Source organism: Thalassobacter sp. 16PALIMAR09 (genome assembly GCF_000765485.1).
Lineage (GTDB): Bacteria > Pseudomonadota > Alphaproteobacteria > Rhodobacterales > Rhodobacteraceae > Thalassobacter > Thalassobacter stenotrophicus.
The window spans coordinates 18,901-40,785 of record NZ_JHAK01000013.1 but is presented as its reverse complement, the minus strand read 5'-3'; the positions used below and the strand labels follow the sequence as shown (position 1 = coordinate 40,785).

Genomic DNA, 21,885 nt, shown 5'->3' with positions numbered 1-21,885 from the left:
GATACCCACTCGTCGCAAGGTGAAGCCGGAGCTGGGCTTGGAGCCCAAGGAAAAATTCGAAACATCTCCAAATCCTGACGGCCCGAAACCTGCCGCCATCCGTGCCGGAACCAAGCAAGCGCAGATCATAGCGCTGCTGCAGCGGCCCGAGGGGGCGTCCATCGGCGAGATCGTCGAGGCGACGTCATGGCAAGCCCATACCGCGAGAGGCGTGATTTCCGGCGCGCTTAAGAAAAAGTTTGGCCTGACGATTACGTCTGAAAAACAAGCCGGGCGGGGGACCGTTTATAGGCAGCTTTGGTGTTGATCTGAGGCGGTTGATTTGAATGGTAGGCCAGTGACGGCCTTCGGTGCGTAATGTTAGTTCTTGTGCGCGGCATTGGTGCCCCAATATTGCTGAAGCCAATTCCCGAATAGAGCTCCAAGCCCTGCGCCGATCATTGCGCCGAGTGCGTCTGCAAACAGGTCAGCCCATTCTCTAGAGCGTCCAACATAGGGTTGAATGAGTTCGATCAGTCCGCCGTATACAACGACTGCGAGCGCAACAGGGATTATAAATCTGGGCCTTGCAAACGGCAGCGGAAAGGCAAGAGCCGCACAAGCCAGTACATGATAAAGCTTATCGGATCTGGGCATGTCGGGGCCTGAGATCGGTGCGAGTGTCAGCGCTGCCATGAGCCCCCCCAGTAAGAGGGTTATAGCCAGACTTATCCGGAATACATGTTGGTGGTTAAGATGAGCCAAGCGCAAAGTCCCCGTCGTTCAATGGTATGCGTGTCCAAGATGCGGGCGAGCTTGTCAATGAAATCACTGTTTAGAAACGGTTACTGCTCCTTTGGCGTGGGGGGCGATTTAATTAAGTCATTGGTGTACCAGATTAAAGCTTGGTGCGAGCGCAGAATTTCATAATCGCCTCTCTCATGGACTGGCGCCACGATTGCATCACTCGGCCAACCGCTGCGACTTGAGCGCCGCGAAGCTCTCCCCGCTGTCTGCCAAAACAGCCTCTTCACCAGTGAAGGCTTGCCAGCGCTCAATGGCGACGTCGACGTAAACCGGATTTAACTCGACGCCGTAGCAAATGCGCCCAGCGGTCTCCGCTGCGATGAGCGTGGTACCCGATCCCATGAAGGGCTCATAGATTGCTTGGCCGGGGCTTGAGTTGTTCAAGATTGGGCGGCGCATACATTCGACGGGCTTTTGCGTCCCGTGCACGGTCTCGGCGTCTTGGTCCTTATTAGCGATTTGCCAGAGCGTTGTCTGTTTGCGATCGCCAGCCCAATGGCCTTTGCCCTTGGCACGTACGGCATACCAGCAAGGCTCATGTTGCCAGTGGTAATCGCCGCGGCTGAGCACCAGTCGATCCTTAGCCCAGATGATCTGGGAGCGGATGACGAAGCCCTCGGCGGTCAAGCTGTCGGCCACAGTCGCTGCGTGCAGGGCGCCATGCCATATGTAGGCCACATCGCCCGGGAACAGCGACCAGGCCTCGCGCCAGTCAGCGCGGTCGTCGTTCAGGACCTTGCCTGTGCGTTTGGTCTTTGCGGCCCCAGCCTGGTTGCGCCAAGAGGGATCGTATTCCACGCCGTAGGGTGGATCGGTGACCATCAGTAGCGGTTTGACGCTGCCCAGAACGCGTCCAACCACATCGGCGCTGGTGCTGTCCCCACAGATCAGCCGATGCGACCCGAGTTGCCAAAGATCACCTGCCACTGACACCGGGGTGACCGGATGCTCTGGGATGTCATCCTCGCCATCCACCGCACCATCATCGCCCACCGTCTCTGGATCCTGTAGCAAAGCATCCAGATCCTCATCCGAGAAGCCCAACAGATCGAGGTCGAAGTCTTCCGCCAAGAGCCCTGCGATCTCGTCGCGCAGCATCGCCTCGTCCCATTCGCCAAGCTCGGTCAGCTTGTTGTCGGCAATCCGGTAGGCGCGACGCTCCGCTTCATCTAGATGGCCAAGCCTGATGACAGGGGCCTCGGTCAGGCCGAGCGCGCCGGCTGCCAGCACGCGCCCATGGCCCGCAATCAACTCGCCGTCATCCGCGACCAAGCAGGGAACGGTCCAGCCGAACTTCGCCATGCTGGCCGCAATCTTCGCAACCTGGGCCTCGCCATGGATCTTCGCGTTCTTGGCATAAGGGCGCAGCTTCTCGATCGGCCAGAGCTCGATCTGGCGCGGTGCAAAGACAAGATCCATGGGGCGGGACGCTCACTGGCTGCAGGCAAGGCGTGCTGAAGCCAGCTCCAAATGTATGGGCGTGTCAACGATCGCGGTGCCGGAAAAACAAAAGCGCCCACGAGGGTCTCCTCTGGGCGCAAATCTTCGATGGTTATTTGATAGGTCAAGGGGGCTAGAAATGTCAATCCGTTTTCTGTTTTGAAACAACGGCTTCTTAAAGTGGTGGGGTGGATTCTACCAAAGGTGGCTTCCTGGATTCCTCAAAGGAATCCACCTGAAAGGAGCTCCGCGTGCGTAACCCTTTGATAACGATGCAGGTTTTGACGCGCGGCTGACCCGCTGGATTCCAAGTGGATTCCCCGGTGAAAATCCAAGTCGCTAGGAAACTTGCGCGCTGAGTACGCCCGTATACAAAAAGGGCCAGGGAGGAACCATGGGAGGGGGGTCAGGCCCTCTCACCGTTGGTCTCGAGGTGGCAGGGTGCGATCAGGGAGGCGGCTGGGATTTTCCAACTGGTGTTGATCTTCTGGATCATGCGCAGCGTGAGCGGACGCTTGCGGTTCATAATCTCAGAGGCGCGAGACTTGCCGCCAACGAGCTCCGCCAGATCACTTTGCTTCTTCTTTTTGATGTCCATAAAAACCTTCAGCGTCTCGATCGGATCGAGCGCCTCGATGGGGTATTCACGGTTCTCATAGGCTTCGATGAGATCGGTCAGGATGTCGAAGCGATCGGCTTCTTCCGTTCCAGGCGCCGGCGGTGCATCGAAGTATTGCTCGATTTCCGCAAGCGCCCAATCCAGATCTTCATCGGTTCGAATGGCGCGGAGGTTCATACTCTTCGTCTCTGCTTTCGTTGAAACATATTCAATTGAGCATAACAGGGCCGGTGCTTGCACCCGATGTTCTTGTCACAGCGCTAGCGCCCTTTTGAGGTCGTCGTGTTCGAACGCACTCGCCATGCGCGTGATCTCGGCCGACCGGGCACCAACGGTTTTAGCGGTGTCGCGCCAGGCAGCTGTCACCGTGGCCACTTCTTTGATAATTGTACGGGCTTGCGGCAGCGTGAGAGCAAAATATTCCGCTGCAGCCTCGAGCAAGTCGATGGAGCAAGTGCCTTCGTCCAGATCTATGTTTGTCGTAAGCACGCGCGCCTTCAGATCTGCTGGAACAGGGTTGAGGTCATAAGCCGGCGAAAGCGACCACCCGGCCTTTCCTAGCCACAGAAAGCCGTGGTTGCGCAGATGATCATCGACATTGGAGATCAGAACATTGAATGCCACCCGCCGGTAAAGTGCGTGCGCGTCTTTTTTTCCCTGCGCGCCATGACGAGCAATGGCGTCCACTATCTCTGGATAGCTGCCGCCCTCGCCGTCCTTCGCACCCAGCATCGCCATTGCAGATAGGAAGGGTATGCGGCGCTCGCCGTCTCTATCAAAGCGCCGTGACAGCATGACGGCCTTGCCTGCTACCTCGATTAGCGCGTGCTGTGGCGTATCTATGCCTGCTTGCTTGGCTAACCGCAGTGCAATTTCTTCCCAGGTCTCGATGCTGTAATCGTCAGTTTCCTTTGGAAACTTCGCGATAGCGAGGCGGCCATGTTGATCGATGACTGAGGCTTTCGGCCGCGCGCCTCCGAGTGACGAGCCCGGAGCAAAAATCAGTTGGAGGTCTTCGTCTGTTTCTTCGTCGCGCAAGATGCGCTCGGTGATCTCAAGAAGGCGACCGAGCTCTATCAAGGCTGGCACGCCAGCACGGATCGGCGCTTCAAAGCGTTCTTCACCAACCCATCGGAAGCGAAGTGCACCTAGGCGCGTTTCGTCTGCGACGCCCAAAAGGTAATCGCTTTCAGTCAGAGTTCGGACGGCGCGGCCTTCGCGAGCGGCAATTCGGCGCTCAGCGCGCTGCATCAGGCGTCGCCCCCATGTATCCGGTGCTGAATCAGTGAGGGATCCAAAGCTTACAAGACCAGCAGGAGGAGCGAAGGTGCCGCGCGTCAGAGCGAGTGCCGGTTCCAATGAGAAGCGGTCGGAGTCGTTGAGCCAGCTGTTGTCATATTCGAACAGGATCGTTTCCGTGCCGCGAACACGGTTGCTGCGCGCTAATCCGATTGGTCGAGCGCGGCCTTGGAGGTCGATATGCACCTCGAAATCAGCCATCCTGAGACGACCTCGTTGGGCGTTTGAGATGAACATGCTTGGGCAGATCGGCGCTGGCCAGTGCTTGTCCGACGCTGTCATTGCTTATGTCGGCCACTTGCCCCAGACCTTCGAGTAAGCCGAGGGCCTGCAAGACGCCAGCGTAGATGCCTATGCTCACATTGGTGTCGCCAGCTTCGACCCGTTGCAGGGTAGATCGGGATGTGAACGCACGTTCTGCGACGACCGCCATAGGCAGCTTTCGGCGGCGTCTGGCATCCTGGATGTCTGCGCCGAGCTTCCGAAGGGCGCGGCGCACGGCCGCTGGAGGGGTATGTGGAGTGGGCATTTGTAACCTTAGCGCTTCATATTAAGGGTATATGTAGCACGAAGATTACAAGAATTCCAGCCCTGCTTTGGTTTCCCGGCGCTCGGTGGGTGAGTTGTCAACCATCCCAACTATCAGACGTGAAGGTAAAACCGCCCTTTGCCGCGCCGCATGACTGTAGTCAGCTCTGATGCCACGGTTTAGCCTTCGGCATCCCTTCCACCACCTCCACGTCTCGCAGCATTCCCCCAACCTGGAGCCCGTCTCGCACCCAGCCCAGCGCGAGCCACCACTCGCTATACGCCCGGCGCGCTGACTCAATCTGCCTTGCATCCGGCCGAAACATCACCGGACAGGCCCGCACCTCCACAGTCCGCCACTTCCCGCGCGATAGCACGCGCTCAGTGCCAACCACCACGGTCGTTGCATGATCCCCGTGCCGATTGCGCTTCATCTCAACCGGCACGCAGCGCGGCACCGCTCCTGGCATCCAGTCGGGCGTCAGCCCAGCTCGGGCGAGTTCGGCCACACGAATAGCCATGCGCTTGCCGCCGAGGTTGTCGGGCATCCCAGCCACGGTGGCAGCGATCACTTCGGCATCCTCGTGCGTGTAGGTGCCCATCTTGTACTGGCCGCCGTCGATTTTGCAGCCCAGCGCCGCCCGCTGCATGAGGACGTATTCGAGACCAAAGCCCAATCCCCGGCCACGCTCGGGGTCGGACGGTTCGGGTAGTTCCAGCTGCGCATGCTCAACGCGAAACGCCCACTCCAGCGCCTGCTGCACAGATATGACGCGCTTCGGCCGTCCGTGACCAGCTTGCCGTGGCGCGCCGTGCAATTTGCGATCGTGTTTCATCGGATACCTCGGTCGCGCAGACGCTCAACTGTCACGAGGCCCCGGGCCAGCATGGCATCGCGCATGGAGTTGGAGATCGCGCTGACGGGCAGGTAGCGATCGGAGTTGACCATCTCGGCGTAGAATACGGGCAAGTCGGTGATTGGTCGGGTTTCCGACTTTGCGGGCTTGCGGGCCTTACGCCGACCTCGGGATTTTTCATCCGCCTTGCGCTGGCCGGCACGCTGCATGATGCGATCCAGGCCCTTGGGGCCATCTGGCGGCTCGGGGTGTTCTTGGCGGGAAGCTTCCGCAGCCTCGAGGATCTCGGCCTCGGTCAACCCAAGATCAGTCTGCCAGCGCGTAACATGCTCTCGGGGTGGCCAACCCTGCCACCAGCCGGGGAGGGCGCCGTCTGGGTCAAAGCCTAGCGCCACCAGCAGCGATCCGAAAAACTCTTCATCGACGATTTCGCGCGCTTGCGCGTCCTCCTCCTCCTTTACTGGTTTACTTAAAGGTTCCCTTACAAGGTTAGTCTCCGAATTTCGGAGATGGCTTTGGTTATTTTTCGGAGATGGAACTGCCCCAAATTCGGAGTTGGCTTCGTCTCCGAATTCCGGACACGGTTCGGCGTCATTTTCCCAGTCTGTGCCTTGCTGCCCATCTCCGATTTCTGGAGATGGCTCTTGTGGGCCGGCTATTTCGAACCCCAAGATATAGCGTGTGGCTTGGCGGCGTTTGGTCCGATGATCCTGACATTGAATGCGTTGAATGAGCCCGAGCTCTTCCAGCTTCTTGAGGTGATCGTTGAGCGAGGAGATCGACATTTCCGCGTCCTCGGCCAGACGGACCTGTGTCGGGAAACAGCCAAAGTCTGGGTTGTGACGATCGCACAGATGCCAGAGGACGATCTTCGTCGCAGGCTTCAGCCCGCGCTGCTGGATGGCCCAGTTGGTTGCAGCATGGCTCATGGCGCGACCCTCCCAGATGGAGAGGCGATGCGCATCGTAAATCCATGATCCGCCAAGGCGCTTAGAGCGTCATCAAGCGATCGTACCAGCGCCCAGCCAAAGCCTTCGGCCAGCATCGCGTCACGAAACGCCTCCTGCGCTGGGCTCAGTCGTCCTTTGAGGGATTTCAGTTCGAGGAAAAGGACTTTGCCGTCACACAAAATGATCAGGTCGGCGAAGCCGGGATGGACGCCCATGCCAACGAGGATCGCTTGCCGCTTGGCCCCACGCGGGCCGGCTTCCGTCACCTCATTGGCACAGTGATGGATGATGGCGCCCTTGGGCAGGGCAAAGCGAAGCGCGGTCACGACGACGCGCTGCAGATCAGCTTCTGGAGTTCCGCGTCGCTTCATGAGCGGCCCTCCCGATCTGGTGCAGGAAGCTGCCCTGGCGATTTAGCGTCGAGTACGACAAGCAGGATGCGGGCATCCTCGCGCTCCTCGGGGGTTTCGCCGTGCTGAACCAAAACATTGCAGGCAAGACGCACAAGGTAGTCGGAATGGTGAACCATATCGGCGACCACCATGCGCGCCTCGCGCCGGCGCTCCTCAATCCACTCTTGGCGGACGCGGTCCCGGGCGCCGGGCTTGCGGAAGGGAAGGGGGAGGCTCATCGGCGTGACCCCGCACGACGTGGCGCAGGGGCTTCCTGCAGCATTAGCCATTCCTGCACGGCATCTCGGCGATAATAGATCTTGCGTCCGGCGCGCACGCAGGGCGGGCCGAAGCGGATCTTTTCCCAACGGTGCAGGGTTTCAACGGTGACCCCAAGCTCAAGGGCGAGGTCGAGGCGGCTGATCCAACCGCTCATCAGGCGCTGAGGGTTACTGGATCGGGGGGCAGTTCCAATATCTGGCATCTGGGTTCTCCTGAGTTTGGCCCGACGCGGGCAGGGTTCAGGGCTTCAGAAGCGCAGACGGAAAAGGGTGGCGGGAAGGCGGAGACCGGCGGTGATGCGCCAAATGGCTGCCGGTCATTGATATCATTGATATTTTGCGGTTTTGGTCCGAATGGCGGGCACAGCCAAGGGTGTCGAAAAGTCTATGCAAACTGCCTGGTGCAGAGTCTCGGCGACCCAAAACTGGCCAATTTACAAGATTTCGCCGTGTTTCAGCGGGTTTCACGGGCGCTCAGACGCATTCGCCCAACCGGCAAGGGGTCCGGACCCTTGCCGGTTATTGATTTTAAACGAAATTTACAAAATTAGGCCCTGTTCTACGAGCGAGAAGCCCTCTGGCGCGCGCTTTAGGCCGCGGACCATACTCCGCTGGCTGGCAGATTCGCCCAACGCCATGAAAGCCGCCGGGCATTTTCTCCCATGTTTTCAATGACCGGCAGAGTTTTGGCGCATCACCGCCGGTCTCCGCCTACATGCCACCCAAAGCCCCATGCTTCGCTTGATAAGCCTGCGCATCTACGCCTGTGTAATGCGCATGAAGGAGGTGTGAATATGGTCAACCGATTGCGATTAAATGATAAAACTGTGCGCGAGCAGATCCCGGAAGAGGATCGGGCCTATCAGGTTTTCGATACCGAGATACGTGGGCTTTCCATCCGTGTGATGCCCTCGGGCGAGCGGTCTTTTGTGATGGATTACCGCTTTGCCGGACGGCAGCGCCGCATGGCGATCGGGCGCTGGCCCGAATGGAGCGTCACCGCTGCCCGAGAACGAGCCCGAGACCTGCGCCGCCTGATCGATGAGGGCACAGATCCGATGGAGGAGCGCGACACGCTGCGTGAGGCGCCCCGCTTCAACGACATGATCGAGCGGTATTTGATCGAGCATGCCTCAACGCTGACGCCTTTGAGCGCGTCCGATCATAAATCTTTCCTGACCAAGCTGGTCGCACCGCATTGGGGCAACAAGCTGGTAACCGAAATCACGCCGCACGATGTGACAAAGCTTTTGAACCTGATTGCGGAGGGCAGGGCGCGGCCGTCGAAGGCAAAGCCGAACAATCGCGCGCGCAAGCTGCAGGGGCGCAAGCCCACGCCGGTGCGCGCCAACCGCGTTGGCGAAGTACTTCGGAAGATGTTCAACCTTGCCATCCAATGGGGCTGGCGCACGGACAATCCGGCCGCCGGTTTCAAGAAACGCGTAGAGACGGCGCGGGAGCGCTTCCTCTCCCATGAAGAAATCGGACGGCTGGCCGAAGTGCTGGATGCGGCCGAAGATCAGCGGGCTGCAGGCATCATCCGCATCTGCATGCTGACCGGGGCGCGGGTCGGGGAGGTGCGTCAGGCGCAGTTTGAGCAATTCAATCTAGAGCTTGGGATTTGGTCGAAGCCTGCTGCCACCACTAAGCAGCGCAAAATCCACCGAGTGCCGATCTCAGCCGATGTGGCGGCGATCGTGCGCCAGCGGGCGCTCGTGGTGCCCAAGGGCAACCCGTGGCTTTTCCCGGGCGATGTGCCGGGCCAGCCCGTCAAGGAAATCCGCCGGTTTTGGGTGAAGGTGCAGCGCGAGGCGGACCTACCGGATGTGCGCATCCATGACCTGCGTCATACATTTGCCTCGCTCTTGGTCAGCGGGGGCGCTTCGCTGGAAATGATCGGGAAGCTTCTGGGGCACAGTCAAATGCAGACGACCCTGCGCTATGCGCATCTGATGGACTCGCCTCTGCGTGCCGGGGTAGATGCCGTGGCCGGCATGTTCCGGCCACGGCCGAAGATTGTGCATGACGCAGATGCCGAGCAAGAGGCAAAGCGGGCCTGAGAACAGGGCCGGTCTACTTCTCGCCGCGGAGCGCGCGCCAGAAGGGCCGCAGACGGCGCCGAATGGTGCTCTCATCGGGGATCTCGCCGTTCTCGGCAACATCGGCAAACCAGTCCTGAAGATAACCGATCAGTTCTGCCTGGGTCTCCGGAATGCCATGTTCGTGGACGCGCTTCAGCAGGGCCACATACATGCCCTCCCAGTCGTAGGGCGAGAGCGCGCCCGTGCCGCCGCCGATGCGGCGCAGCAGGTCATATTCGTCTTCGAACCTCAGGACGTCCTGACCGGTGATCAAGAGATCGGCGATCGAGACTTCGACCCCGTCGGCAGGTTCGGTGACATAGCACCAGTCTTGCGCATTCTCCGGCTTGATCCGTTGCAGCTTGATGACCGTGGGGCCGGTGCCCGCGCGGCGAAAGAGGGGCAGCATGTCCATCGGCGAGATCGTGATCTTGCCGGAGACCTTTTCGTCGCCGCAGATCGCGAGAGAAACCCCCGTGACGATGTCTAGCTTTCCTTCGGTGGCCCAGCCGCCAATATCGGCGATGGTGCAGCCCCATCGGGACGCGGTTTCGTGCAGGGTGAAGAATGCTCTTTGAGGTAGTGCCATGCGGGCTCCAGTTCTGATGTCGAGGTAAGACAGCGGGCGGCCTCGCGCGTGGCAAAAGCCGCCCAATCGGCAGCGAGGCAGAAACTCCGGGGTGCAGGCCGCATGAAGCTGCACCCCCGCACTCACGATCATGCGGTGACTGCCAAATTCTCCAATCGATCGGCATCCTTAGGACGAATCGTCCTCTCTCGGGTTATAACCCATTCACTACGTCAATAACTGTCGGGGATACGCGCCATGTCGTTCCAAAAGGCACAAGACCTGTTGAAGCTCGCGGGCATGTCCGCCAGCCGGCACGGCGGCATCACCGTGAAAGAAGTTGCCGAAGAGTTCAGCGTCAACGAGCGGACCGCCCAGCGCATGATTGCTGCCCTGAAAGATGTCTTCCCAAGCATCTCCCATCAGACGGACAGCGAGCGCCGCCGACGGTGGAAGCTGCGCGACACCAGCATGCTCGGCATGCAGGGGCTTTACCGCCGCGAACTCGTCGCGCTCGAGGCCAGTATCACGCGGGCTGAGCGGGAGGGTGCGGATATGGAGGTGGATGCGCTACGGTCACTGCGGGACCGCTTGGTGGCAACCTTGCCGTCAGCGCAGGCCCGAAGCATGGAGGTGGATGCTGAGACTATCCTCGAGGCCAAAGGCTATGCCTGTCGCCCAGGCCCTAAGGTCAAAACCTCTCCATCTGTGCTGAACGTCGTTTCGGCTGCCCTCAGAGGGCCGTTCCGGCTCATCATCCGATACCAGGGGGCGCAGGATGCCAAACCGCGTAAGCGCGTGATCGAGCCCTATGGGATCCTGCTCGGCACACGGCATTACTTGATTGCCCGTGATACGGCCAAGGATCACAATCTGCGCCGCTTCCGCATAGATCGCATCGAAAAGGCCGAGATCACCAATGACTGGTTCGAAAAGGACAGGGACTTCGATCTCGAGGCCTATGCCGCCCGATCGTTCGGGTCGTTTCACTCGGACGACGAGTTCAGCCGGGTTGTATGGCGGTTCAGCCCAGCCGCCGCGCCGACGGCGCGGGAGTTTGAGTTTCATCCCAAGCAAGACATGATCGACTTGGAGGATGGCGGGTTGCTGGTCAGCTTCGAGGCCAGCGGGTTGGTCGAGATGGCGTGGCATCTGGCGAAATGGGGAAAGAACGTTGAAGTGTTGCAACCATCTGTTCTGCGGCAGATGGTGGCTGGATTTCAGGATGCGCGAACAACCGTCCTGCCCTAAAAAATTGGATTATCCTGGTGCAGCAGGACCTTTGATTTTTCAACCATAGAGGGGATACAAAATGCTGATGGGAAAAAATTTTGCTGAGATAGATGGGGCAACCATTCATTCTCTAGTTTCAGCAGGAGTGCCTGAAAGCGTTCACTTGGATTTCAAACGAGATACCTATGGAAACTCTGATGCTGACAAAAAAGAGTTTTTGAAAGACATTTCAGCATTTGCGAACACGCTTGGTGGGTTCCTATTGATCGGCGTCGATGAGATGGAAGGTGCTGCATCGGCCATTGTACCTTGTTGTTCAGATGTTGATCAGGAGCTTCTTCGGCTCGAAAGTATCGCTCGCACAGGTGTTGAGCCGAAGCTTTTAGGTTTACGCATTAAACGTATTGATGTCTCAGGCGGTAGTGTGATCGTTGTCCATGTCCCTCGAAGCTTCAATCCTCCGCATCGAATAATTTTCAAGAACTCGAACCGCTACTTCGCGCGACATTCAGGAGGTGCATACGAGTTATCTTTAGAAGAACTTCGGATGCTTTTTGGCGAGCAGCGCAGTCTGGAAGAACGCGCCAAGAGATTCATAGGCGAAAGGTTCCTCCGCTTGGAAGGCAACGATGGAGTGATGCCAATGCCCATCGAAAAGGGTTTAATGGTTGTGAATATAGTTCCCCTTCCAGACTTCGGAGCAAACCGTCGAATAGAGTTGTCGGCGATCACTGCGCAGCCACAAAACTTCTTTCCTCTAGGAAGTTCTGGGCATTCTTGGCGCGTCAATTTGGAAGGATTTTGCGTTTACCGGAATGACGGACACGGCCAATGCCATGGCTACACGCAAGTTTTTCGTGATGGCTCATTAGAAGCTACTAGCACAAGCATGTTTCCAGAATATGACGGGGTTCGAAGCCTTCCTTCTCGAGCTTTCCCACCAAAGATCTTCTTGGCCCTGAAATCATATTTGAGGGGGCTTCGTGCTCTAGATGTATCACCGCCATTTCTATTGCAAATTTCTGCTACTGGAATAGCCGGTGTAAAGCTGGCTATGGACGCTTGGCATTTTGATCCACCAGCGCCCTATGATCGCGAAGCGTTACACTTACCACCCAGCATGATTACAGAGTATGATCCCGATGATAACTATGAAGCCGTTGTGTCAGAACAAATGCACTCGCTTTGGAACGCTTTTGGTTTTGAGCGGTGTTCGTACTTTGACAGCAACGGGCGTTGGATAGACAATTAATTGGGCTGCCCTAGATGTCCATTTTCAGCTTAATGCAAAACGTAATAAGTTGATCGTGTTCTCATCGGGCAGTTCAAAACCTTAACAGGATTTGGAAGTGGTGTCAGGTATTAGGCTGATTGTTCCAAGGTTAAATCACAACAGTCCATGTCAACGCCATGTCAACGAGCGTACGTCATTTTTTGAGTGTGAGGCACGGTGGATGTGGGCCAATGTCAGCGAGTTTCAGGGGTGGAAATTTGTGAATTCAAAGGCTTGCCGTCTATGTCTTTGAAATTTATAAGTTATTGGATTCGTTGAATAATGGGCTCATAACCTGAAGGTCGTAGGTTCAAATCCTACTCCCGCAACCAAATCTATACATGATATCAAACGCTTAGTTCCCTAGTGAAACACTTGGGAATTGCGTGTGCCCGTTTACGTCAACACCACGTCAACAAATTAGCAGTCCCACATTAAAACCATCATCAGCTTACAAGATGGGCTGACAGGCAAAGCTGAGATGCCGAAACTGGCCCCGTCGCGGTTTCGTGGGGCTCCAAGTGTTCGACCCTGCGGTCGAAATCGGCAAGGCCACATTGACTATGTCCGAAGCCAGCTCCACATCCCGGAGTGTACTTGTCATGTCTTGAAACAGCATGAAACCGTGACAGTTCCGTACTTGTTGTTTCCTAATGTCAAATACGATCATTGTATTTTCAGCAGAAAACGTTCAGTTGTCCTTTTTTTGAAAGATCAATGACATTGCGCCAAGTCCGGTTGATACGAGAACGAGCAGCAATGAAACCGCATTTAAGACAGGCGAGGAACCCTGCTTGAGCTTGTCAAACATCGCGATCGTTAAAGGTGAGTCTGATCCGACAAGCATTAGAGTCGTATTGAAATTCTCAAAACTCATGAGTACTGCAACCACAGCTGCAGCAAGAATGGCAGGAAAAAGGAAGGGTAGGGTGATCTGACGAATAGCCCCAAACTTACTCGCACCAAGATTGAGAGCGGCTTCCTCAAGCGCCGGGTCAAATTTTTGTAAACGGGCAGAAATGACCAAAGTGGCAAATGTGGTGATGAATGAAAACTGCCCAAGGATGACGAGAGAGAGCCCCGGGCGGAGTTGATCCAACCACAGCCCTGTCGCATCCTCAAGAGTGTTAGCGATATTGCTGGAAAAGACCAGAATTGAGATCCCTAGGATAACTCCCGGAATGATCAGGGGTAAAAGCATCACGATGTAGAGGAACCCTTTCCCCCTAAAATTGTGTCTGACGAAAAGAAACGCGTTGCAGGTGCCGACCGCGACGGCGAGACCCGCGACCCATACTGCAACGAATGCGGATGTTCCTATCGCGCGCAAGATGGATCGTTCATGGAAGACGCCGATGAATGGAGCTTCTGTTCCAAAGAACCACGCAGTGGTAAAGCCTTCCCATGGTAACGAGGGGAAGACGCTATTGTTAAAGGCGAACACGCAGACAACTGTGAGTGGCAGCGCAAGATAGGTAAAGAATAACGCGACATACGCACGGTAGCACCATTTTGCAAAGCTGCGTTGAGGAACTGTAGGTATCATGTGCGCCCCATCGTGGCTGACAAGGATTGGCCGGAAATGCGCAACCCAAGATAAACGACCAGAGATGACAAGATCAGCAAAAGAAAACCAAATGCAGATCCTAGCTCCCAGTTAAACCGGGTGATGAACTGGCTATAAATCATGCCGGTGAACCAGAGACTGTCCTTTCCACCCAACAAAACGGGTGTCAGATAGTTCCCAAGGCTCAGCATGAAGACCACGATGCAGCCAGACACAATACCGGGCATGGCATGCGGAATGACGATTTCATGCATGATCGATTGGGTGCTGCCGCCTAAGTCATAACCAGCTTCAATGAGGCTATCGTCGAGGCTATCAAGCGTGGTCACGAGAGGGACCACCATGAAAAGAATGGATGTGTAGACAAGCCCAACCATTATGGCCGCATCGTTGTACAACAACTCTACCGGGCCGCTGACAACCCCCAGCGCCTGCAAGCCATTCGAGATGACACCTGTTTCGCGCAAAAGGATCATCCATCCGAATGTGCGTACCAGTTCAGAGACCCAAAAGGGGATCATGCACATCAAGAATAACGTCGCTTTGGTCCGTCCTTTGGTGAGCTTTGCGATGTAGTAGGCAATTGGAAAACCAAGAAGAAGCGTGAGGGCCGTCGCCACGATTGACATGATCGCTGTCCGGGCAAAAGTGTGCCAGAACAATGGTTCTTCAAAAAACTTGGCGTAGTTACCTAATCCGATTGTATACTCACGAGGCCCGATTTTTTCAGTGATCGATACAATGAATAACCCCATGTGCGGCAGTATTATTAATACCACCAGCCATAAAAGGATCGGCGCCAGCAGAAGGTACAAGCCCAGTCTGGAGGTATCGCTGCTCATCTCTGGTCCTCCAGGGGATACATACGCGCCATGTTCGGTTGCCATCTGGTGAAAACCGTTTGGCCCTTCGTAAGCTCAGACAAAGCCCCTGTTTGTGATAGCGCAACAGTGACCACCATACCCGTCGAGGCGTCTTGGATTGTCGCAACAGAGTTGGCGCCGTTAAAAAGTACCGATGTGATGACACCGGTGCTCACGTTCGCGCCATTGTTTGTTGCTGGCGCCTCCTGAAGCAATTCAATCGCCTCGGGGCGTAAGAATACTTCCACTCGAGAGCCGTTCGTCACATCCGAAGATCCGGCATCGATGTAAATTTCGTGACCCTGATCTGTCGCCAGCTTGACGGCTTGACCATTCGTCATTGCGACTGTTGCTGTGAACTTGTTCGCCTCACCAACAAAGCCTGCCACAAATGGTGTGACAGGGTTGTGGTAGATGTCTTGCGGGGCGCCGATCTGCTCAAAACACCCTTTGTTCATAACGGCTATATTGTCACTCATGACCAATGCTTCCGATTGATCATGCGTGATGTATACAAACGTCGTGTTAAATTCTGCCTGAAGTGATTTAAGCTCCACCTTCATGTGTTCTCGGAGTTTGAGATCCAAGGCACCAAGTGGCTCATCCAAAAGCAAAACGTCAGGTTCCAAGACCATGCAGCGGGCGATGGCAACACGCTGCTTTTGCCCGCCTGATAGTTGATCGATACGACGTTTGGATATGCCCGGAAGGCCCACGCGTTCCAGAACTTCGCCCACGCGCCGTGTGATTTCGTGTCGTGCTACGCCGCGCTGTCGTAATCCGAACCCGACGTTGTCACCTATATTCATCGTTGGAAACAGCGCGAGGTGCTGGAAAACCATAGATACGGGGCGACGGTTGGGGGGCACGCCATTCATTGACTTGCCTTTGATCAATAACTCGCCTGATGAGGGGTGCTGAAAGCCCGCGATCATCCGCAAAAGCGTAGTTTTTCCGCAACCAGACGGGCCAAGGATTGAAAAGAATGACCCCTGAGGGACCTCAAAACTGACCTCATCCACGGCACGGAAATCGTCAAAATGTTTGGTAATGGCATTGCAGACCAAATCAGGCTGGGCACGGGTCAAGGGCTTTTCTTTCTGGTAGAAGAGAAGGGGGCACAAACGCGCCCCCTTTTGGTCGATACGTTGAGCGACTTATTTCGCCGCATTGATCCGGTCGAGTGTCGCGCCTTCGAGGGCCTCTAGGCCAGCAGGTACTGGAGGATACCATTTGATGTTATCAATCGCGGCTTGATCGTAGGATCCTTGGAAACGGGCTTTTAGCTCACCACTGACAGCAGTTTCACCGTTCACTGCGGCTGTAAAGTTGCCTGCTTGGTTGGTAATCATCGAGGCGATCTCGGGGCGCATGACGAAGTTGATCCAGTCATAGGCTGCGTCATCGGCACGTCCCCGGGCTGGCAGTACAAAGGTATCAATCCAGCCCAACGCACCGGCTTTGGGGGCAACAAACGTGATATCTGGGTTGTCAGCGTTTAGCTGCCAGCCGCCTGTATCCCATGCCATTGACGCGACAACTTCTCCGGACCGCAGCAGGTTTTTGATTTCATCACCGCCAGACCAATAGGTTTTGACGTTCGCTTTACACTCGGTCAGCTTATTCTCAACTTGGTTGAGAATGCCTTGATAGGCATCTGCATCGCCGTATGCGGCAAACGGATCAAGTCCCATAGAATAGGCAAAGCCAATCAATGTGGGGCGCTTGAGGCGATACGAGACTTTGCCTGCATGAGCGTCTGAACACAGGTCCGTATAGTCCTGCACATCGTCGGCCATTGCGGTGTTCACAACAAGACCGCTCGTACCCCAGACATGTGGTAGGCCGTAAACTTCACCCTCAAAAGTAGTGTTATCGGCTGTCGCGCTCAGCATGGATGGGATGAACTGCGACGTGTCGATCTTGGACATGTCCATAGGCTTATAGATGCCGAACTCTTCCTGAGCGCTGGTGATCCGGTCCTGGCTTGGCTGTGCCAAGTCAAAGCCGCCGCCATTAGTTGCGCGCAGCTTAGCGATCATTTCTTCGTTGTTCGACGTTGTGACTTCGACAGTGTGGCCTGTTTCAGCTTCAAATTTTGCGATGACGTCCTCGGGCGCATACCCGCCCCATGTCAGTAGCCGGAGTGTATCAGCGTTCGCAAACGACGCGCTTAACGCCGTTGCCGTGAGAAGTGATGCGATAAATGTGGTCTTCATAGGAGTTCTCCGTGTCGTGATTTGTCCCCTGTTGGCGCATGTAGGGCAGGGGTTTTTAATCTTGGTGTTAGCGCGCCGTTGCTACGTTTGACGGTGTATTGTTTCGGTCATGTGAATTTTCGGAACAGTTTTGTCTGGTCGAACATGTCTTCCAGTGTTTCCATTCTATCTTTGGTATCGCCCCAGGTCAGACCCTGAACCGTCGAGATCATCGTTTCCAACAGTAACAAGGGTGTGGCGGCAGAATCCCAGGCAGATGGGGCTATGATCCGGCTGCTAAAGCTTACTTCCGCAAACTGGTGCACCGGTGACCGCCATTGATCCGTAAACAGGATCACACGTGCTCCCTTGGCGTGCGCGAGCTCGGCCAGCTTTAGGGTATTGTTCTCATACCGGCGCATGTCGAAAACGATAAAAACGTCGTCTTTTTTCACATCCAACAGATAATGTGGCCACGCATTTGAGGTCGACTGGATGTGCGTTATCCTACCGCGGATGACCTGCATGTGCAGGAATAAATACTCCGCAAGTGTGTGTGTGATCCGTCCGCCAACGATATACAGATGGTGGTCTGTGTCTGCCACGATTTCACAAGCGCGATCAAATTCGCTGGGGTCAATTTGACCCAAGGTGTGGCGAATGTTGTCGATCACCGCTTCCGTGAACCGGTTCAAAAGATGCTCCGATGGCGCGGCGTCAGTCCAAGTTTCGTGCTTGGCGATTGGGTTTTTCGCCTTGGCCTTCAGTTCCTCACGCAGTTCCGCCTGGAATTCAGGATACCCGCTAAACCCAAGTTTTTGCACCATTCGTGCAACCGTAGGAACAGAGACTTCAGCATCCTTGGCCAAGGCGCTCAATGGTCCCAGCCCTGAGGCTGGGTAGTTTTCAAGGATAGAATGAGCAAGCTGCCGCTCAGCGCGCGTCAGATCATCCAGTTGCTTTTGGATGCGATCAGAAATGGTGAGCGTTGCCGGGCTCATGGTGCTTGCCTCGTTTTTGTTCAAAAAAATATCACTATCCGGATGTGTGATATTTATTTCACAATATCTTGTTGACAGAATGTCGGTTTGGCAAGAACTTTAATTCAACAGGAGGGCACCATGGGGCCGACAGACCGCAACCACACACAAGACCACGTCATAATCCGCAATGCGGAAGGTGGCTCTAACATCGTGCTCGTGTGTGAACATGCCTCTGCGCACATCCCCAAGGAGTATGACGGTCTGGGACTTTCACCAAGTGATCGAACCAGTCACGCTGTCTGGGATCCGGGTGCTATGGCGCTGGCAGAAGAACTCTCAAATTGGTTGCAAGCACCCCTCGTTGCCAGTGGCGTGTCGCGATTGATTTATGATTGTAACCGTCCGCCAAACTCACCAAGTGCGATGCCTGCACGGAGCGAAGTCATCAATGTTCCCGGAAATACAGCCTTAAGTCAGGCAGAACGTGACGCGCGTGTCGCGACTTTCTATGCGCCGTTTTATGGCGCACTCCGCGAGGCAATAGAACGTGTCGATGCGCCAATCCTTGTGACAGTTCATAGCTACACTCCAGTGTTTCATGGCCAAACGCGCGCGGTGGAGATTGGGATTTTGCACGACAGTGATACCCGGCTGGCTGATGCCATGCTGGCTCTTTCCCACCAACATACATCCGCCAATGTGCAACGCAACGCGCCCTATGGGCCTGAGGACGGCGTAACACATACGCTCAAGGAGCATGGCGTCGCGCATGGCCACCTCAACGTGATGCTTGAAGTTCGAAATGACCTTCTTGAGACCGCCGCGCAACAAAGCGAAATGGCTCAAATGATTTCGGGCTGGTTGATGGCCGCGGTTTCACACCTACGCGTTCAGGGAGACTTAAATTGTCAGGCTTGATGCGCGGTTATATCCGTTTCGTGGATGCGGTGAATTACAGTGTCGGCAGAGTGATCATGTACGGCATTTTCGTACTGATGGGTATTTTGCTATGGTCTTCAATCAGTAAGACTTTCTTTCTCCCATCACTCTGGACGCTTGAAATGGCCCAGTTTGTTATGGTCGCATACTACATTCTTGGCGGACCGTATTCGATCCAAATGGGATCGAATGTGCGCATGGATCTTTTGTACGGTGAATGGTCAACGCGCAAGAAGGCCCAGTTTGATGTGCTGACGGTCTTGTTTCTCATTTTCTATCTTTGTGTGCTTTTGTACGGCGCAGTCAGCTCAACCGCTTACTCGCTTGGATACTGGGGCAGTGAGCCGTTCTCTTTCTTGGGCGGTGTTGTCATCGGGACTGAGGAAGTCGGGCGGATGGAACGATCGTCCTCTGCGTGGCGGCCATATCTGTGGCCCGTAAAATCAGTGATGATCTTGGGAATGTTCTTGATGCTCCTGCAATGCATCTCAGATTTATTGAAAGACGTTCTGCGCCTACGCGGAGAGGAATTCGCTTAATGTCGTATGAGTTGATCGCTGTACTGATGTTTTCATCAATGATGTTGATGCTCATTACGGGCCAACGTGTTTTTGGTGCGATCGGCTTTATTGCTGTTGTCGCCGCTCTGCTGCTGTGGGGCGACCGGGGTGGGTTCGATTTGGGCTTCTCGGCGGCAATGAAGTTGATGAAATGGTACCCACTTCTGACACTGCCTATGTTTATTTTCATGGGCTACGTGCTGTCCGAAAGCAAAATCGCGGATGATCTTTATCGCATGTTCCATGTGTGGATGGGTGGCCTTCGTGGAGGGCTTGCGATTGGTACTATCGGGCTAATGGTGCTGATTTCTGCGATGAATGGCTTGAGCGTCGCGGGCATGGCAATTGGATCTACAATCGCACTGCCCGAGTTGCTGAAACGCGGATACGACAAACGCATGGTCACCGGTGTGGTGCAGGCAGGGTCAAGCCTTGGCATTCTTGTGCCGCCCTCTGTTGTGCTTGTTCTTTACGCGATGATTGCTCGGCAACCCGTGGGTCAGCTTTGGCTGGCCGGCGTTATTCCAGGCCTGATGATGGCCTGCCTTTTTGTAATTTATATTGTCGTACGGTGTCGGATTAACCCGGTTCTAGGCCCGGTCCTGGCTGCCGAAGAACGCAATCTTCCACGGGCCGAAAAACTTCGGCTTTTACGTGCCGGTTTTCTGCCCGTTATCATTTTCGCCGTAATGATGGTGCCCTTCGTGAAGGGCTGGACCTCTCTGGTGGAAAGCTCGGCACTTGGCGCAATCGCAGCCTTTGTCGCGGCTGTCCTTAAAGGGCGCATGACTAAAGAGGTGTTTGAGAATTCAGTTCGCAACACCCTCGGAGTCACGTGCATGTTCATGTGGATTATTTTGGCGGCTCTTGCTTTTGGTGCGGTGTTTGATGGGCTGGGCGCGGTCAAGGCGATCGAAGGTCTGTTCACCGAAAAGCTGAACTTGAACCCGTGGACGATCCTCATTCTTATGCAGCTAAGTTTTCTGCTAATGGGTACTTTCCTCGACGATACAGCTATGTTGGTCATCGTTGCCCCCCTCTATGTGCCACTGGTGGGTGCGTTGGGGTTCGACCTGATTTGGTACGGAATTCTGTACACGATCACGACCCAGATCGCCTACATGACGCCGCCCTTCGGGTATAACCTCTTCCTGATGCGCGCGATGGCACCACCCCAGATCACGCTGCGCGACATCTATGCCTCCATTCTACCCTTCGTTGGGATCATGGTGCTGGCCCTTGTTCTTGTCATGGTCTTTCCGAACATTGCGCTCTGGCTCCCGGAGTACGTTTACAACAAACCATAAAAGAGCCTCGTAAAAAGTGGCCTAAACACCAACCAAGGAGAGAAAAATTGACATCTAGACGTAAGTTTATCCAAGGTGCCGCGCTTGCGGGGCCGGCCGCGTTGGCCACGCCTGCGCTCGCACAAAATACAATCCGGTGGCGGATGCAGACCTACGCGGGCGCTTCACTCGCGGCTGAAGTCATCGTGCCAGCCATTGAAATGTTCAACAAGATCGCAGGCGACCGCATGCAGATCGAGCTGTTCTTTGCAGATCAGCTGGTTCCGACAGGCGAGCTGTTTCAGGCCATGCAACGGGGAACAATTGATGCCGTCCAGTCTGATGACGATAGCATGGCGTCTCCGACGGAAGTGACCGTTTTTGGTGGCTACTTCCCGTTTGGTTCGCGGTATTCGTTGGACGTGCCTGTCCTGTTTAACCAATACGGACTGAACGAAATCTGGGACGAAGAGTATTCCAAAGTTGGCGTGAAACACATTTCTGCCGGCGCATGGGATCCCTGCCATTTCGCAACCAAAGACCCGATCCGTTCGTTGGAAGACCTAAAGGGCAAGCGGGTTTTCACGTTCCCAACTGCAGGGCGTTTCCTGACACAATTTGGCGTGGTTCCAGTCAACCTGCCATGGGAAGACATCGAAGTCGCGATGCAAACCGGGGAACTCGACGGGATCGCATGGTCCGGTATCACCGAGGATTACACCGTCGGCTGGGCAGACGTGACAAACTACTTTCTCACCAACAACATCTCGGGCGCATGGGCCGGATCGTTTTTTGCCAACATGGAGCGCTGGAACGAACTGCCCGAAGATCTGCAGACGTTGTTCCGGGTCTGCTGTGACCAATCACACTACTATCGCCAGTGGTGGTATTGGGGCGGTGAAGCCAACTTGCGCGTTAACGGTAGCAAATTGGAACTCACCACAATTCCCGATGAGGAATGGGCAACCGTCGAAGCCGCCGCTCAGGTATTTTGGGAAGAGATCGCCGCCGAAAGCGAAACCAAGCGCCGCGTGGTCGATATCTTCAAGAAATACAACGAAGACATGGTCAAAGCGGGTCGCCCCTACCGCTACGGTTAAAAGACAAAATAAGGCGGAGTTTACGCTCCGCCTTACGCCACTCCCTGATATTCACCGACGGATACCAAACGTCAAACAAGCG

The 21,885-nt window shown here is 55.5% G+C and carries 24 protein-coding genes; 8 read left to right on the top strand and 16 right to left on the bottom strand.

Annotated elements, in window-relative coordinates:
* Nucleotides 1–307 (top strand): DUF3489 domain-containing protein (locus tag PM04_RS16225; RefSeq protein WP_152600866.1); only part of this gene is annotated, 307 nt, incomplete at its 5' end.
* 53 nt (nt 308–360) lie between these two features.
* Here PM04_RS16225 and PM04_RS16220 read toward each other — a convergent pair.
* The 10 genes from PM04_RS16220 to PM04_RS16175 form a co-directional block, all read right to left on the bottom strand.
* Nucleotides 361–675, bottom strand: a complete 315-nt coding sequence (locus PM04_RS16220; RefSeq protein WP_052077324.1) for a VanZ family protein — start codon at nt 673–675, stop codon at nt 361–363.
* A 267-nt stretch (nt 676–942) separates the two neighbouring features.
* Complete coding sequence (locus PM04_RS16215) at nt 943–2,205, bottom strand: site-specific DNA-methyltransferase (protein ID WP_038008814.1); 1,263 nt, start codon at nt 2,203–2,205, stop codon at nt 943–945.
* 427 nt (nt 2,206–2,632) lie between these two features.
* Nucleotides 2,633–3,022: a type II toxin-antitoxin system HigA family antitoxin gene (locus tag PM04_RS16210; RefSeq protein ID WP_038008812.1), complete on the bottom strand. Its 390-nt coding sequence runs from the start codon at nt 3,020–3,022 to the stop codon at nt 2,633–2,635.
* Between the two features lie 75 nt (nt 3,023–3,097).
* A complete protein-coding gene (locus tag PM04_RS16205) occupies nt 3,098–4,345 on the bottom strand; it encodes a type II toxin-antitoxin system HipA family toxin (protein WP_038008809.1) in 1,248 nt (415 codons plus the stop codon).
* Nucleotides 4,338–4,673, bottom strand: a complete 336-nt coding sequence (locus tag PM04_RS16200) for a helix-turn-helix domain-containing protein (RefSeq protein WP_038008806.1) — start codon at nt 4,671–4,673, stop codon at nt 4,338–4,340. The genes PM04_RS16205 and PM04_RS16200 overlap by 8 nt, the downstream gene beginning before the upstream one ends.
* Before the next feature lie 160 nt (nt 4,674–4,833).
* Complete coding sequence (locus PM04_RS16195) at nt 4,834–5,508, bottom strand: hypothetical protein (protein WP_052077323.1); 675 nt, start codon at nt 5,506–5,508, stop codon at nt 4,834–4,836.
* Nucleotides 5,505–6,458 (bottom strand): helix-turn-helix domain-containing protein, encoded by a 954-nt coding sequence (locus PM04_RS16190; protein WP_038008804.1) that lies wholly within the window; start codon nt 6,456–6,458, stop codon nt 5,505–5,507. Before PM04_RS16190 ends, PM04_RS16195 begins: the two co-directional genes overlap by 4 nt.
* Entirely contained in the window at nt 6,455–6,850 is a 396-nt protein-coding gene (locus PM04_RS16185; protein WP_038008802.1) for a VRR-NUC domain-containing protein, read from the bottom strand. Before PM04_RS16185 ends, PM04_RS16190 begins: the two co-directional genes overlap by 4 nt.
* Nucleotides 6,847–7,110: a hypothetical protein gene (locus PM04_RS16180; RefSeq protein WP_038008800.1), complete on the bottom strand. Its 264-nt coding sequence runs from the start codon at nt 7,108–7,110 to the stop codon at nt 6,847–6,849. The genes PM04_RS16185 and PM04_RS16180 overlap by 4 nt, the downstream gene beginning before the upstream one ends.
* Complete coding sequence (locus tag PM04_RS16175) at nt 7,107–7,355, bottom strand: DNA-binding protein (protein WP_038008798.1); 249 nt, start codon at nt 7,353–7,355, stop codon at nt 7,107–7,109. Before PM04_RS16175 ends, PM04_RS16180 begins: the two co-directional genes overlap by 4 nt.
* A gap of 591 nt (nt 7,356–7,946) precedes the next feature.
* On the opposite strand from PM04_RS16175, the gene PM04_RS16170 reads away from it, so the two are divergent.
* Nucleotides 7,947–9,212: a site-specific integrase gene (locus tag PM04_RS16170; RefSeq protein ID WP_038008796.1), complete on the top strand. Its 1,266-nt coding sequence runs from the start codon at nt 7,947–7,949 to the stop codon at nt 9,210–9,212.
* A gap of 13 nt (nt 9,213–9,225) precedes the next feature.
* Here PM04_RS16170 and PM04_RS16165 read toward each other — a convergent pair whose 3' ends face one another.
* Entirely contained in the window at nt 9,226–9,822 is a 597-nt protein-coding gene (locus PM04_RS16165) for a hypothetical protein (RefSeq protein WP_038008794.1), read from the bottom strand.
* A gap of 237 nt (nt 9,823–10,059) precedes the next feature.
* On the opposite strand from PM04_RS16165, the gene PM04_RS16160 reads away from it, so the two are divergent.
* Both PM04_RS16160 and PM04_RS17820 read left to right on the top strand, forming a co-directional pair.
* The gene (locus PM04_RS16160; protein ID WP_038008793.1) at nt 10,060–11,052 is read left to right on the top strand and encodes a YafY family protein; all 993 of its coding nucleotides are present in this window, start codon (nt 10,060–10,062) and stop codon (nt 11,050–11,052) included.
* Between the two features lie 61 nt (nt 11,053–11,113).
* A complete protein-coding gene (locus PM04_RS17820) occupies nt 11,114–12,286 on the top strand; it encodes a helix-turn-helix domain-containing protein (RefSeq protein WP_084212719.1) in 1,173 nt (390 codons plus the stop codon).
* Nucleotides 12,287–12,998: 712 nt separating this feature from the next.
* On the opposite strand, the gene PM04_RS16145 is transcribed toward PM04_RS17820, so the two are convergent.
* The 5 genes from PM04_RS16145 to PM04_RS16125 all read right to left on the bottom strand — a co-directional run bounded on the left by PM04_RS16145 (nt 12,999) and on the right by PM04_RS16125 (nt 17,936).
* The gene (locus PM04_RS16145) at nt 12,999–13,853 is read right to left on the bottom strand and encodes an ABC transporter permease (protein WP_038008788.1); all 855 of its coding nucleotides are present in this window, start codon (nt 13,851–13,853) and stop codon (nt 12,999–13,001) included.
* Complete coding sequence (locus PM04_RS16140; RefSeq protein WP_038008786.1) at nt 13,850–14,716, bottom strand: ABC transporter permease; 867 nt, start codon at nt 14,714–14,716, stop codon at nt 13,850–13,852. Before PM04_RS16140 ends, PM04_RS16145 begins: the two co-directional genes overlap by 4 nt.
* Nucleotides 14,713–15,825, bottom strand: a complete 1,113-nt coding sequence (locus PM04_RS16135) for an ABC transporter ATP-binding protein (RefSeq protein WP_038008823.1) — start codon at nt 15,823–15,825, stop codon at nt 14,713–14,715. Before PM04_RS16135 ends, PM04_RS16140 begins: the two co-directional genes overlap by 4 nt.
* A 69-nt stretch (nt 15,826–15,894) precedes the next feature.
* Nucleotides 15,895–16,956, bottom strand: coding sequence for an extracellular solute-binding protein (locus PM04_RS16130; protein ID WP_038008785.1), 1,062 nt, complete (start codon nt 16,954–16,956; stop codon nt 15,895–15,897).
* A 107-nt stretch (nt 16,957–17,063) separates the two neighbouring features.
* Nucleotides 17,064–17,936, bottom strand: coding sequence for a MurR/RpiR family transcriptional regulator (locus PM04_RS16125; protein WP_038008821.1), 873 nt, complete (start codon nt 17,934–17,936; stop codon nt 17,064–17,066).
* 120 nt (nt 17,937–18,056) lie between these two features.
* Between PM04_RS16125 and PM04_RS16120 the strand changes: the two genes are divergently transcribed.
* From PM04_RS16120 to PM04_RS16105, 4 genes are read left to right on the top strand one after another with little or no spacing between them, the layout of a single operon-like run.
* Nucleotides 18,057–18,836, top strand: a complete 780-nt coding sequence (locus tag PM04_RS16120; protein WP_038008784.1) for an N-formylglutamate amidohydrolase — start codon at nt 18,057–18,059, stop codon at nt 18,834–18,836.
* Nucleotides 18,836–19,396, top strand: a complete 561-nt coding sequence (locus PM04_RS16115; protein ID WP_200880378.1) for a TRAP transporter small permease subunit — start codon at nt 18,836–18,838, stop codon at nt 19,394–19,396. Before PM04_RS16120 ends, PM04_RS16115 begins: the two co-directional genes overlap by 1 nt.
* On the top strand, nt 19,396–20,724 hold the full coding sequence (locus PM04_RS16110) for a TRAP transporter large permease subunit (protein ID WP_038008781.1): 1,329 nt from the start codon (nt 19,396–19,398) through the stop codon (nt 20,722–20,724). The genes PM04_RS16115 and PM04_RS16110 overlap by 1 nt, the downstream gene beginning before the upstream one ends.
* Before the next feature lie 47 nt (nt 20,725–20,771).
* Nucleotides 20,772–21,803, top strand: a complete 1,032-nt coding sequence (locus tag PM04_RS16105; RefSeq protein ID WP_038008780.1) for a TRAP transporter substrate-binding protein — start codon at nt 20,772–20,774, stop codon at nt 21,801–21,803.
* Nucleotides 21,804–21,885 lie beyond the last annotated feature (82 nt).